The sequence below is a fragment of the Variovorax sp. ISS6 genome (assembly GCF_056523145.1).
On record NZ_JAWRZC010000001.1, the window covers coordinates 6079083 to 6091297 of the forward strand.

Consider the following 12215-nt stretch of genomic DNA (forward strand, 5'->3'; position numbering starts at 1 on the left):
CGGCCCTCACTCCTTCCTTCATCCTGAACGAACCGACACCGAATTGCCCATGTCCACCTCCCCGACGCGCATCCGCAAGGCCGTATTCCCCGTTGCAGGCTTCGGCACCCGCTTCCTGCCGGCCACCAAGGCCCAGCCCAAGGAAATGCTGCCGGTGGTCGACAAGCCCCTGATCCAGTACGCCGTCGAGGAAGCCTATGCCGCGGGCATCCGCGACATGATCTTCGTGACCGGCCGCAACAAGCGCGCGATCGAGGATCACTACGACACCGCCTACGAGCTCGAGAGCCAGCTCGAGGCCAGCGGCAAGGATGCGCTGCTGAACATCGCACGCTCGGTGATGCCCGACGACATGACCTGCTCCTACGTGCGCCAGCCGCGCATGCTGGGCCTGGGCCACGCGGTGCTGTGCGCCGAGCACCTGGTGGGCAACGAGCCCTTCGCCGTGCTGCTGGCCGACGACCTGATGGTCGGCCCCACGGGCGGCGAACCGGTGCTGGCCCAGATGACCGCCGCTTTCGCGCGCCTCGGCGGCTCGCTGCTGGCGGTGCAGGAAGTGCCGCTCGAGCACGTGAAGCGCTACGGCATCGTGGCCGGCGACGCCATCGAGGACGGCCTGGTCAAGGTCAACCGCATGGTCGAGAAGCCGAAGCCCGAGGACGCTCCCTCGCGCCTGGGCGTGGCCGGCCGCTACATCCTCACGCCTGGCGTGTTCGCCGAGATCCGCGAGCAGCCCAAGGGCGCGGGCGGCGAGATCCAGCTCACCGACGGCATCGCCGCGCTGATGAAGAAGGAATCGGTCTACGCCTATTCGTACAAGGGCGTGCGCTACGACTGCGGCAGCAAGGAAGGCTTCCTGCAGGCCAGCGTGGAACTGGCGCTCGCGCATCCGGAAGTGGGCGGGCAGTTCCGCGAGTATCTCAAGAGCCTGAAGCTCTGAACCGGGTCGCTCCAAATCGAAAGGCCGGGCAGCGATTCCCGGCCTTTTTGCTTTTCGATGCCGTGTCGCGCGCGGCCTCAGCGCCGCTTCAGCACGTGGATGAAGTCGGTGCCGACCGTCTGCTGTTCCATCAACGCATTGCCGGTCTGGCGCGCGAAGGCCTGGAAGTCGCGCACCGAGCCGGGGTCGGTCGAGACCACGCGCAGCAGCTGGCCGCTGGCCATGTCGTTGAGCGACTTCTTGGCCTTGAGGATGGGCAGCGGGCAGTTGAGCCCGCGGGTGTCGATTTCGCGGTCGACGTCCATGCTCAGGCTCCCTTGCCGGTGGGCGGCTCGGGCGGCAGGTTCAGGCCGCGGCGGCGTTCCTCGTTCTCGGCCGCGGTGAAGAACACCGGCTCGTGGCCGCGCGTGCGCAGCCAGTCGGCCAGCGCATAGCCCGTGCCGGCGGGCCAGCACTTGAGGTCGGGCAGGTCGTAGAGGCGGTAGTCGACCAGCTCGGGCGAGAGCCTGACCTCGCCATCGGCCACCACGTGGTAGGCGATGATGACCTGGTTCATGCGCTGGAAGTCGTAGGCGCCGATGATCTTCGTCGCGCTCACGTCGAGGTTGGTCTCTTCCTTGACCTCGCGCGCGATGCCTTCCTCGGGCGTCTCGCCGGCCTCCATGAAGCCGGTGATCAGCGCGAACATCTTGCCGGGCCAGGCCGCGTTGCGCGCCAGCAGCACCTGGCCGCGGTATTCGACGATGGCGGCCAGCACCGGCGTCGGATTGTTCCAGTGCGTGTGGCCGCAGTTGGGGCAGCGCAGGCGCTCCTTGGGACCGCCGTCTTCCATCAGCGCGATCCATTCGAGCGGCGTGGCGCAGGCCTGGCAGAACTTGGGATGGGGCATGGGGTGGCTCTTGTTCTTTCTTGTCTCGTTCCGGGAAACCGCCGGCGCGCCGCGTGGCGCACCGGGGTGCTGGCATCAGGCGGGGAAGACGCCGGTCGACAGGTAGCGGTCGCCGCGGTCGCAGACCACGAACACGATGGTGGCGTTCTCGACCGTGTTGGCGACCTGCAGCGCCGCCCACAGCGCGCCGGCGGCCGAGATGCCGCCGAAGATGCCCTCCTCGCGCGCGAGGCGCCGGCACATCTCCTCGGCATCGTCCTGGCTCACGCTGATCTCCTGGTCGACACGGCTCGGGTCGAAGATCTTCGGCAGGTATTCGGCCGGCCACTTGCGGATGCCGGGAATGCGCGAGCCCTCGGCCGGCTGCGCGCCGACGATGCGGATCGCGGGGTTCTTTTCCTTCAGGAAGCGTGACACGCCCGTGATGGTGCCGGTGGTGCCCATGGCGCTCACGAAGTGCGTGACCTTGCCCTGGGTGTCGGCCCAGATCTCGGGGCCGGTGGTCTCGTAGTGGATGCGCGGGTTGTCGGGGTTGGCGAACTGGTCGAGCACGCGGCCCTTGCCCTGCGCCACCATCTGCTCGGCGAGGTCGCGCGCGTATTCCATGCCGCCGCTCTTGGGCGTGAGCACGAGCTCGGCGCCGAAGGCCTTCATGGTCTGGGCGCGCTCGATCGAGAGGTCCTCCGGCATGATCAGGACCATGTGATAGCCCTTCACGGCCGCTGCCATCGCGAGCGCGATGCCGGTGTTGCCCGAGGTGGCCTCGATCAGCGTGTCGCCGGGCTTGATCTCGCCGCGCTCCTCGGCGCGCTTGATCATCGAAAGCGCCGGACGGTCCTTGACCGAACCGGCGGGGTTGTTGCCCTCGAGCTTGCCGAGGATCACGTTGTTGCGCCGCGCGTTCTCTTCGGCGTTGATGCGCTGCAGCGCGACCAGCGGCGTGCGGCCGATGGCGTCTTCGATGGTGGGGTACTTGTGGGTCATGACTGCGTCCGGTCGGCCGCGCGGAAGGCGCTGGTTGCCGCCCCGGAGGGTAGCGGATATGCAAAAGAATCAGCTTCGGGACGGTTCATCATTCCACTGTGCCATAATTTTGGGCTTCCTTCCTGCCGTGCCCGGGTGGTGAAATTGGTAGACGCAGGGGACTCAAAATCCCCCGCCGCAAGGCGTGCCGGTTCGATTCCGGCCCCGGGCACCACACACGGCGCCTTCTTTTCCGGTGTCCTTCGCGGACTCCGCCTCCCCTCTCAGATTCCCTCGCGCAGCCCGGTATGCACCGTCGGATGCGCGAGCCGCACGCGCAGCTCGCGCTTGAGCCGCGTGTTGTCGAGCCGGCGCGATTCGCCCATGAAGCTCAGCAGCTGCAGCGGCAGCTGGCGTTCGGCCTCCTCGCGCGCCACCCGCGGCGGGCGCGGCATGCCGTAGAGGTCGGCCGCGAGGTCGATGTAGTCGCCCATGCGCAGCTCGGTGTCGTCCGAGGCATGCACGATGCGCTGCGGCCGGCCGCGGAACAGCGCCGCGATGCAGGCGCGCGCGAGGTCGTCGGCATGGATGTGGCTGGTGTAGACGTCGTCCTCGCGCCGCAGCACCGGCGTGCCGCGCTGCAGCCGCTGGCGCGGCGTGCCGCCTTCGCGGTCGGGCGCGTAGATGCCCGGGATGCGCAGGATGCTGGCGCGCACGCCCGTGCTGCGGCCGAACCAGCGCACGGCGCGCTCGGCATCGACGCGCCGATGGCTGCGCGGCGTGTCGGGGCGCACGGCGCGGGTCTCGCTCACGCGCGCGCCACCGCAATCGCCATAGACGCCGCTGGTCGAGCCGTAGACCAGCGCGTCGGGCAGCGCGCGCAGCCGCAGCGCGCGCACCAGCGCGGCGGTGCGCTGGTCTCGCCACCAGGCCGAGCCGCTGTCGCGCGGCGGCGGCGCCAGGTGCAGCACGCGCGTGCCCAGCGCCGACAGGCGCCGCAGGGTCTTCGGATCGTCGAGATTGCCGATCAGCGGCCGGATGCCCGCGGCGCGCAAAGCGCTCACGCGCTCGGCCGAGGAGGTGAGCGCCACCAGCGACACGCGCCCGCGCAGATCGCGCGCCACGCGCTGGCCGACGTCGCCGCAGCCGACGATCAGGAGACGCGTCCGGCGAAAGCGCGCCGGCAGCGCGCCGGAGGGGCTATGGATTGAAGGCAAAATTCGGGTTCCCTTTTCTTTTTCAGCCCCCATGTAACGGGCTGATCCAAGCCGAAGAATACCGATGACTGTTGCAGCGCCGCATGAGGCGGGCTTTTCCATCACCGTCGAACCCAGCGGCCGCCATTTCGTGGCGCAAGGCGACGAAACCATCCTCGCGGCCGGCATCCGCCAGGGCATCGGCCTGCCCTATGGCTGCAAGGACGGCGCCTGCGGCTCGTGCAAGTGCCGCAAGCTCTCGGGCGAGGTCGAGCTCGGCCCGCACCAGAGCAAGGCCCTGAGCGCGGAAGAACAGCTCGCGGGCTTCGTGCTGACCTGCTGCGCCCGCGCGCGCAGCGACGTGGTGCTCGAATCGCGCCAGGTGACCGAGGCCGGCGCCCATCCGATCCGCAAGATGCCGGTGCGGGTGCTCGCGCTCGCGCGCAAGTCGCACGACGTGATGCAGCTGCGCCTGCAATTGCCGGCCGGCGAGCCGCTGCAGTTCTACGCGGGGCAGTACGTGGAATTCATCCTGCGCGACGGCGCGCGCCGCAGCTACTCGATGGCCAATGCGCCGCACACGCTGGGCGAGCCGGGCACGGGCATCGAGCTGCACCTGCGCCACCTGCCGGGCGGCAAGTTCACCGACCACGTGTTCCTCACCATGAAGGAAAAGGAGATCCTGCGCATCGAGGGCCCCTACGGCAGCTTCTTCCTGCGCGAGGACTCGGACAAGCCGCTGATCCTGCTGGCCTCGGGCACCGGCTTCGCGCCGATCAAGGCGCTGCTCGAGCACATGAAGTTCAAGGCCATCGACCGCCCCGCCACGCTCTACTGGGGCGGCCGCCGGCCCGAGGACCTCTACATGGACGACTGGGTGCGCGAGCAGCTCGCGCAGATGCCGAACCTGCGCTACGTGCCGGTGATCTCCAACGCCACGCCCGAGGACAACTGGACCGGCCGCACCGGCTTCGTCCATGCCGCGGTGCTGGAAGACTTCGCCGACCTCTCGGGCCACCAGGTCTATGCCTGCGGCGCGCCGATCGTGGTGGACTCGGCCAAGCGCGACTACGTGGCGCTCGCGGGCCTGCCCGAGGAAGAGTTCTTCGCCGACGCCTTCACCACCGAGGCCGACAAGGCACTGCCCTGAAGCCGGTGGCCCGGCGCGCCGGCTAGGGATAGCCACGCTGCGGCCGCCGCGCGGCGCGCCGACAATCCGGGGCATGACAACCCGCAAGACCTTCCTCGCCACCCTCGCCCTCTCCACGCTCGCCCTGGCCACCGGCGCCCCCGCCCTGGCCCAGCAGCAGCGGCCGATCCGCCTCGTCGTGCCCTACGCGGCCGGCGGCCCCATCGACGTGACAGCGCGCGCGCTGGCCGAACGCGTGCGCGACACGCTCGGCGGCCCGGTGATCATCGACAACAAGCCCGGCGCGGGCGGCAACATCGGCGCCGACATCGTCGCCAAGGCCGCGCCCGATGGCCTGACCATCGGCATCGCCGCCACCGCCACCAACGCGGTGAACCCCTGGCTCTACAGCAAGATGCCCTTCAACGCGGCGACCGACTTCGCGCCGATCACGCAGATGGTCCGCGTGCCCAACGTGCTGGTGATGAACGCGGAGACCGCGCAGCGCCTGAAGATCGCCACGCTCAAGGACCTGATCGCCTACGCCCGGGCCAACCCCGGAAAGCTCAACTACGGCAGCGGCGGCAACGGCAGCGCCGGCCATCTGGCGGGCGAGATGTTCAAGAAGGCCGCCGGCATCTTCGCGGTGCACATCCCCTACAACGGCGGCAACCCGGCGCAGTTGGCGCTGGTGTCGGGCCAGGTCGACTTCAACTTCGACAACCTCGCCACCGCCGCGCCCAACATCCGCTCGGGCAAGCTCAAGGCGATCGCCGTGACCACCCTGCAGCGCAGCAGCGCCCTGCCCGAGGTGCCGCCGGTGTCGGACACGCTCAAGGACTTCTCGATCGACACCTGGTGGGGCCTGGTCGCGCCGGCCCACACGCCGCCGGACGTGATCGCCAAGCTCAACCATGCCTTCGTCGACGCGCTGAACGCGCCGGAGACCAAGTCGCGCTTCGCGCTGCTGCTGGCCGAGCCGGTGGCCAGCACGCCCGCGCAGTTCGGCGCCTTCATGAAGAGCGAACTCGGCAAGTACGAGCAGGTGGTGAAGGCCACGGGCGCGAAGGTCGACTGAGCTCGCACCCACAAGACAAAGGGCGGCCGGTGCCTCGCACCGCCGCCCTTTTTTTTGCGTGGCCTCGAAAGGCCCGCCGTGCCGCTTACTCGCCCAGGTACGCCGCGCGCACCTTCGGATCGCTGAGCAGCCCCTTGGCATCGCCCGACATGGTGATCAGGCCCGACTCCATCACGTAGCCGCGGTCGGCCAGCTGCAGCGCGCGGTTGGCGTTCTGCTCGACCAGCAGGATGGTCACGCCCTGCGCGGCCACGGCCTGCACCACCTCGAAGATCTTGTCGCACATGATCGGCGACAGGCCCATGGTGGGTTCGTCGAGCAGCAGCACCTTGGGGCGCGCCATCAGCGCGCGGCCCATGGCCAGCATCTGCTGCTCGCCGCCCGACATGGTGCCGGCCAGCTGGTCCTTGCGCTCGCGCAGCCGCGGGAAGGTCACGAACACGCGCTCCATGTCGCTCGCGATGCCGGCCTTGTCCTTGCGGATGTAGGCGCCGATCTGCAGGTTCTCGGTGATCGTCATGCGCGTGAACACGCCGCGGCCCTCCGGCACCATCACCAGGCCCTCGCCCACCAGGTCCCAGGCGCCGCGGCCCTTGATGCTGCGGCCCAGGAACTCGATGTCGCCCGCGCCCGCGGGCAGCGTGCCGGTGATCGCCTTCATGGTGGTGGTCTTGCCGGCGCCGTTGGAGCCGATCAGCGAGACCAGCTCGCCCTCGCGCACCTCGAAGTCCACGCCCTTGACGGCCTGGATGCCGCCGTAGCCGACCTTCAGGCCGCTGACCTTGAGCAACACCTTGCCCGCGGCCTTTCGTTGCGAAGCGCCCGCCGCGACTTCCTCTTGGGTTTGCACTGCTGCGCTCATCTCAATGTCCTCCGGTGCCGAGGTAAGCCTCGATCACCTTTTCGTTCTTCTGTACATCCGCCGGCGTGCCTTCGGCGATCTGCTTGCCGTAATCGAGCACCGTGACGCGGTCGCACAGGCCCATGATCAGCTTCACGTCGTGTTCGATGATCAGGATGGTGCGGTCGTCGCGGCGGATGCGGTCGATCAGCTCGCGCAGCTGGACCTTCTCGGTCATGTTCATGCCGGCCGCGGGCTCGTCGAGGGCGATGAGCTGCGGGTCGGTGGCCAGGGCGCGCGCGATCTCGAGGCGGCGCTGGTCGCCGTAGCTCAGCGTGCGCGCCTTGTAGTCGGCGAACTTGCCGATGCCCACGTAGTCGAGCAGTTCCTGCGCGCGCTGGGCGATGGCCTTCTCCTCGGCCTTGAAGGCGCCGGTGCGCAGCATCGCGCCGACCACGCCGGAGCGGGTGCGGATGTGGCGACCGACCATCACGTTCTCGAGCGCCGTCATTTCGGCGAACAGGCGGATGTTCTGGAAGGTGCGCGCGATGCCGGCCTTGGCCACCTCGTGCACGGCCGTGGGCTGGTAGGGCTTGCCGGCGAGCTCGAAGCTGCCGCTGTCGGGCGTGTACAGGCCGGTGATGACGTTGAAGAAGGTGGTCTTGCCGGCGCCGTTGGGGCCGATCAGGCCATAGACCTGGCCGCGCTGGATGGTGATGCCGACGTCCGAGAGGGCCTGCAGGCCGCCGAAGCGCTTGGAGATGCCGCGGACGTTGAGGATGGTGTCTGCCGTGCTCATGGGATGCGTCTCCTGGCTCACGGATTGATCGACATGGAACGCGAGGCGCCACCGGGCACTTCGTCGGCCGGCGAATCGACGCCGGGCGCGTGGGTCTGCAGCGAGCCGGGCGCGACCGCAGCATGGGCCGGGTCGACCGCCGCGGCGCCCTTGCGCTGCAGCGTCTTGCCATGCTCGGGCGAGGGCCACAGGCCGCGCGGGCGCACCAGCATGATGACGATCATGGCCAGCGCGATGAACAGCTGGCGCAGGATGGAGGCGTCGAGGCGGCCGTCTGTCAGCGCCTGCAGCGGGCCGGCGACGTAGCGCAGCACCTCGGGCAGGGCCGCGAGCAGCACGGCGCCCAGGATCACGCCGGGCAGGTGGCCGATGCCGCCGAGCACGACCATGGCGACGATCATCACCGACTCCATGAGGCTGAACGACTCGGGCGAGACGAAGCCCTGGAAGGCCGCGAACATCGCGCCCGACACGCCGCCGAAGCTCGCGCCCATGCCGAAGGCCAGCAGCTTCATGTTGCGGGTGTTGATGCCCATCGCCTTGGCGGCGATCTCGTCCTCGCGGATGGCCATCCAGGCGCGGCCGATGCGCGAGACCTGCAGGCGGTGCGAGATCACGATGGTGACCACCACCAGCGCGAGGAACAGGTAGTAGTACAGCGTGACCGAGGAGATCGTGAAGCCGTCGAACTTCCAGGCCTTGCCGAGGTCGAGGCCCCAGAACTTGATCGAGTCGATCGAGGTGATGCCCTTGGGACCGTTCGTGATGTTGATCGGCTGGTCGAGGTTGTTCAGGAACACGCGGATGATTTCGCCGAAGCCCAGCGTCACGATCGCGAGGTAGTCGCCGCGCAGCTTCAGCGTGGGCGCGCCGAGCAGCACGCCGAGCAGCGCGGCCAGCACGAAGGCCAGCGGTATCACGATCAGCAGCGAGGTGTGCATGCCGTTCGGGAAGGTGGCCTTGAACCACTCGAAGGTCTCGGACAGGTGGCCCGAGCCCATGAGCGCGAACAGGTAGGCACCGACCGCGAAGAAGGCGACGTAGCCCAGGTCGAGCAGGCCGGCGTAGCCGACCACGATGTTCAGGCCCAGTGCCAACAGCACGTAGAGCAGTGCGATGTCGGCGATGCGCACCCAGGCATTGCCCTGGCTTTGCAGCAGCAGCGGCAGCGCGAGCACGGCGATGACGCCGACAAGGTAGAGCGCGAGGTTCTTGCTGTTCTTCATGATGGCAAGTTCCTTCAGGCGCGGTCGGCCACGCGTTCGCCGAGCAGGCCGGCGGGGCGCAGCGTGAGCATCACGATCAGCACGATGAACGCGAAGATGTCGCTGTAGTTGCTGCCGAGCACGCCACCCGTGAGGGTGCCGATGTAGCCCGAGCCGATGGCTTCGATGAGCCCCAGCAGGAGGCCGCCGACGACCGCTCCCGCGAGGTTGCCGATGCCGCCGAACACGGCCGCGGTGAAGGCCTTGAGGCCGGGCAGGAAGCCCATCGCGTGCTGCGCGATGCCGTAGTTGGAGGCGTACATGACGCCCGCGATGGCCGCGAGCACGGCACCGATGATGAAGGTGGCCGAGATGACCATGTCGGGGCGGATGCCCATCAGCGCAGCCACGCGCGGGTTCTCGGCGGTGGCGCGCATCGCGCGGCCGAGCTTCGTGTAATTGACCAGCCACATGAGGATGGCCAGCGAGACCGCGGTGACGCCGAGGATCATCACCTGCGTCGGCGAGATGACGGCGCCGGCGATGTGGATGGGGTCCGAGGGCAGCAGCGTCGGGTAGGCCTTGTTGGTGGGCTTCCAGATGATCATCGCCAGCGTCTGCAGCAGGATCGACATGCCGATGGCGGTGATCAGCGGTGCGAGCTTGGGTGAGTTGCGCAGCGGCCGGTAGGCCACTTTCTCGATCACGAAGTTCAGCGTGGCGGCGACGACGCACGCGATGACCAGCGCGATGATCAATATCAGCCAGCCCGGCGTGCCGGGCATCGACGACTGCATGAGCCCGATGATGGACCAGCTCGTGAGCGCCCCCACCATGAGCACTTCACCGTGCGCGAAATTGATCAGATTGATGATGCCGTACACCATGGTGTAGCCCAAGGCTATCAAGGCGTACATGCTGCCGAGAACCAGACCGTTGATGATCTGCTGCAGCAAGATGTCCATAAAGAAGATTCCTCTGTGTTGCACCGTTGCGGGGTGCCATTCACCCACCGTGGCACCGGTTTGGCGCCTTGGCTTGACAAGCAAAAAACCAGCCAGCATGTGGTGGCTGCCGATTTAGTGGGCGGGATTGTAGTCACGGGCCAGCGCCGATTTGGTGCGCATCGACGGGGGTTTACCCGCTGACGTCATGCGCTTTGCGCTTGTATCCATGCACGCCTTGCGTGCACGCCGCAAGGGCGTATCAGTCGCCCTGTTCGGCGTTCCGGCGGCGCAGTTCGCGCAGCTTCTCGCCGATGCGGATCTCGAGTCCGCGATCGACCGGTTCGTAGAAGACCTGACCCTGCAGGCCATCGGGCAGGTACTGCTCGCCGGCCGCGAAACCGCCCTCCTCGTCGTGCGCGTAGCGATAGCCCTTGCCGTAGTCGAGCTCCTTCATGAGCTTGGTCGGGGCATTGCGCAGATGCATGGGCACGGGCCGCGTGCTGTCCTTCTTGACCAGCGCGCGCACCGCGTTGTAGGCCGTGTAGACCGCGTTCGACTTGGGCGCCATCGCGAGGTAGACCACGCACTGGGCCAGCGCCAGTTCGCCCTCGGGCGTGCCCAGGCGCTCGTAGACCTCGGCCGCGTCGAGCGCGAGCCGCAGCGCGCGCGGATCGGCCAGGCCGATGTCCTCGCTCGCCATGCGCACCAGCCGGCGTGCCATGTAGCGCGGATCGGCGCCACCATCGAGCATGCGCACGAACCAGTAGAGCGCGGCATCTGGATCGCTGCCGCGCACCGACTTGTGCAGCGCGCTGATGGTGTCGTAGAACTGCTCGCCGCCCTTGTCGTAGCGCCGCATGCGCTCGCCGAGCACGCGCAGCAGCCATTCGTCGCCGATGGCCTCGAGCTTCTCGGCGCGTGCCGCGACGGCCAGCGTTTCGAGCGTGTTGAGCAGCCGGCGCGCATCACCGTCGGCATAGGCGATCAGGCGCTCGAGCGCGGCGTCCTCGATGGCGGGCAATGCGTCGATGGCCTGCGCCTTCGCGACGATCTGCTTGAGGTCGGCTTCGCCGAGCGACTGCAGCACATACACGGCGGCCCGCGAGAGCAGCGCCGAGTTGACCTCGAACGACGGGTTCTCGGTGGTGGCGCCGATGAAGGTGAAGAGGCCCGACTCGACGTGCGGCAGGAAGGCGTCCTGCTGGCTCTTGTTGAAGCGATGCACTTCGTCGACGAAGACGATGGTGCGCCGCTGCTCGAGCCCGTCGCGCGCAGCGGTCGCGCGCTCGACCGCCTCGCGGATGTCCTTCACGCCGCCGAGCACCGCGCTGATGCTCAGGAACTGCGCATCGAAGGCATCGGCCATCAGGCGCGCGATGGTGGTCTTGCCGGTGCCGGGCGGGCCCCAGAGGATGCACGAATGCGGCTGGCCCGACTCGAAGGCGATGCGCAGCGCCATGCCGGGCCCGAGCAGGTGCTGCTGGCCGATGACTTCGCCGAGCGTGCGCGGACGCAGGCGCTCGGCCAGGGGTTGATGCGAGCTGACGGCCAAGGACGAAACGTTCGGGTGAGAGTGTGGATTACTGCTTGACGACGTCCGCGCCGGTGGGCACCTTGAAGTCGAAGGTGGCGGCGGGCAGCGCGGGATTGACCTCGACCTTGCTGAACTTGAGCACCGAGCGCTGGCCGAAGCTGTCGAGGATCTCGAGCGCCGCGAGCGCGTCGCCCTGGAAGCCGACCTGCACGTTCTGCAACTGGCCATCCTTGTTCTTCGGCGTGGCCTTGACCCATTGCAGGCCGTCGCGCTCGGGCACCGCCTCGAGCGCGAAGTCGGCCTGCAGCGCACGCAGGTCGGGCGCGGCGGCGATCAGGGCCGCGGGCGTCGAGCCCAAAGCCTGTGCCTGCGCGCGCTGCGTGACCTGGTTGAGGTCGGCATCGTAGAGCCACAGCGTCTTGCCGTCGGCCACGATGCTTTGCGCGAAAGGCTTCTTGTAGTCGAACTTGAAGCGGCCGGGCCGCTGGAATTCGAAGGTGCCGCTCGAGGTCTTGACGCGGCCGGCCTGGCCGTCGCGCGGCGGCGCGGTCACGGTCTGGGTGAAGTCGGCGCGGCCGGACTTGGCGGACTTGACGAAAGCCTCGAGGCTTTCCATGCCGCCGGCCCATGCATGGGCACCGCACGCGAAAAGAAGGCCCGCGAGGAGCCAGGGACGAGTCTTCATTCTTTCAAA

Annotated in this window: 13 protein-coding genes and 1 tRNA gene; 4 read left to right on the plus strand and 10 right to left on the minus strand. The window is 68.3% G+C overall.

The annotated features are described in order from the left end of the window. The first annotated feature begins 49 nt into the window (after window positions 1–49). Window positions 50–940: a UTP--glucose-1-phosphate uridylyltransferase GalU gene (gene galU, locus AC1HIL_RS28005; protein WP_413762688.1), complete on the plus strand. Its 891-nt coding sequence runs from the start codon at window positions 50–52 to the stop codon at window positions 938–940. Between the two features lie 77 nt (window positions 941–1017). Here the strand turns inward: galU and AC1HIL_RS28010 are convergent, their stop codons facing one another. The 3 genes from AC1HIL_RS28010 to cysM all read right to left on the minus strand — a co-directional run bounded on the left by AC1HIL_RS28010 (window position 1018) and on the right by cysM (window position 2813). Next, the gene (locus tag AC1HIL_RS28010) at window positions 1018–1245 is read right to left on the minus strand and encodes a sulfurtransferase TusA family protein (RefSeq protein ID WP_057592910.1); all 228 of its coding nucleotides are present in this window, start codon (window positions 1243–1245) and stop codon (window positions 1018–1020) included. A gap of 2 nt (window positions 1246–1247) precedes the next feature. Then, window positions 1248–1829, minus strand: coding sequence for an NUDIX domain-containing protein (locus AC1HIL_RS28015; RefSeq protein ID WP_479670539.1), 582 nt, complete (start codon window positions 1827–1829; stop codon window positions 1248–1250). 75 nt (window positions 1830–1904) lie between these two features. Next, complete coding sequence (gene cysM / locus AC1HIL_RS28020) at window positions 1905–2813, minus strand: cysteine synthase CysM (protein ID WP_057592908.1); 909 nt, start codon at window positions 2811–2813, stop codon at window positions 1905–1907. A gap of 129 nt (window positions 2814–2942) precedes the next feature. On the opposite strand from cysM, the gene AC1HIL_RS28025 reads away from it, so the two are divergent. Beyond that, a tRNA-Leu gene (locus AC1HIL_RS28025) sits at window positions 2943–3027 on the plus strand. Window positions 3028–3076: 49 nt separating this feature from the next. Here the strand turns inward: AC1HIL_RS28025 and AC1HIL_RS28030 are convergent. After that, complete coding sequence (locus tag AC1HIL_RS28030; protein WP_261215678.1) at window positions 3077–4009, minus strand: SDR family oxidoreductase; 933 nt, start codon at window positions 4007–4009, stop codon at window positions 3077–3079. Window positions 4010–4073: 64 nt separating this feature from the next. On the opposite strand from AC1HIL_RS28030, the gene AC1HIL_RS28035 reads away from it, so the two are divergent. Next, entirely contained in the window at window positions 4074–5138 is a 1065-nt protein-coding gene (locus AC1HIL_RS28035) for a CDP-6-deoxy-delta-3,4-glucoseen reductase (RefSeq protein ID WP_422096221.1), read from the plus strand. A 73-nt stretch (window positions 5139–5211) separates the two neighbouring features. Further along, entirely contained in the window at window positions 5212–6195 is a 984-nt protein-coding gene (locus AC1HIL_RS28040; protein WP_209547380.1) for a Bug family tripartite tricarboxylate transporter substrate binding protein, read from the plus strand. Window positions 6196–6280: 85 nt separating this feature from the next. Here AC1HIL_RS28040 and AC1HIL_RS28045 read toward each other — a convergent pair whose 3' ends face one another. From AC1HIL_RS28045 to lolA, 6 genes are all read right to left on the minus strand, one after another. Next, window positions 6281–7057: an ABC transporter ATP-binding protein gene (locus AC1HIL_RS28045; RefSeq protein WP_057595015.1), complete on the minus strand. Its 777-nt coding sequence runs from the start codon at window positions 7055–7057 to the stop codon at window positions 6281–6283. A gap of 1 nt (window position 7058) precedes the next feature. Next, a complete protein-coding gene (locus AC1HIL_RS28050; RefSeq protein ID WP_057595043.1) occupies window positions 7059–7835 on the minus strand; it encodes an ABC transporter ATP-binding protein in 777 nt (258 codons plus the stop codon). 17 nt (window positions 7836–7852) lie between these two features. Beyond that, window positions 7853–9061 carry a branched-chain amino acid ABC transporter permease gene (locus AC1HIL_RS28055; protein WP_057595016.1) on the minus strand — a complete coding sequence of 403 codons (1209 nt, stop codon included), beginning with the start codon at window positions 9059–9061 and terminating at the stop codon, window positions 7853–7855. 14 nt (window positions 9062–9075) lie between these two features. After that, the gene (locus tag AC1HIL_RS28060; protein ID WP_057595017.1) at window positions 9076–10005 is read right to left on the minus strand and encodes a branched-chain amino acid ABC transporter permease; all 930 of its coding nucleotides are present in this window, start codon (window positions 10003–10005) and stop codon (window positions 9076–9078) included. Between the two features lie 241 nt (window positions 10006–10246). Next, entirely contained in the window at window positions 10247–11539 is a 1293-nt protein-coding gene (locus AC1HIL_RS28065; protein WP_057595018.1) for a replication-associated recombination protein A, read from the minus strand. A 28-nt stretch (window positions 11540–11567) separates the two neighbouring features. Next, window positions 11568–12206, minus strand: coding sequence for an outer membrane lipoprotein periplasmic chaperone LolA (lolA, locus tag AC1HIL_RS28070; protein ID WP_296740949.1), 639 nt, complete (start codon window positions 12204–12206; stop codon window positions 11568–11570). Between the last annotated feature and the right edge of the window lie 9 nt (window positions 12207–12215).

Bases quoted from the DNA above. Each gene is read 5' to 3' on its own strand.
- galU (WP_413762688.1), top strand. From the start codon at position 50: ATGTCCACCTCCCCGACGCGCATCCGCAAGGCCGTATTCCCCGTTGCA.
- AC1HIL_RS28010 (WP_057592910.1), bottom strand. From the start codon at position 1,245: ATGGACGTCGACCGCGAAATCGACACCCGCGGGCTCAACTGCCCGCTG.
- AC1HIL_RS28015 (WP_479670539.1), bottom strand. From the start codon at position 1,829: ATGCCCCATCCCAAGTTCTGCCAGGCCTGCGCCACGCCGCTCGAATGG.
- cysM (WP_057592908.1), bottom strand. From the start codon at position 2,813: ATGACCCACAAGTACCCCACCATCGAAGACGCCATCGGCCGCACGCCG.
- AC1HIL_RS28035 (WP_422096221.1), top strand. From the start codon at position 4,074: ATGACTGTTGCAGCGCCGCATGAGGCGGGCTTTTCCATCACCGTCGAA.
- AC1HIL_RS28040 (WP_209547380.1), top strand. From the start codon at position 5,212: ATGACAACCCGCAAGACCTTCCTCGCCACCCTCGCCCTCTCCACGCTC.
- AC1HIL_RS28045 (WP_057595015.1), bottom strand. From the start codon at position 7,057: ATGAGCGCAGCAGTGCAAACCCAAGAGGAAGTCGCGGCGGGCGCTTCG.
- AC1HIL_RS28050 (WP_057595043.1), bottom strand. From the start codon at position 7,835: ATGAGCACGGCAGACACCATCCTCAACGTCCGCGGCATCTCCAAGCGC.
- AC1HIL_RS28055 (WP_057595016.1), bottom strand. From the start codon at position 9,061: ATGAAGAACAGCAAGAACCTCGCGCTCTACCTTGTCGGCGTCATCGCC.
- AC1HIL_RS28060 (WP_057595017.1), bottom strand. From the start codon at position 10,005: ATGGACATCTTGCTGCAGCAGATCATCAACGGTCTGGTTCTCGGCAGC.
- lolA (WP_296740949.1), bottom strand. From the start codon at position 12,206: ATGAAGACTCGTCCCTGGCTCCTCGCGGGCCTTCTTTTCGCGTGCGGT.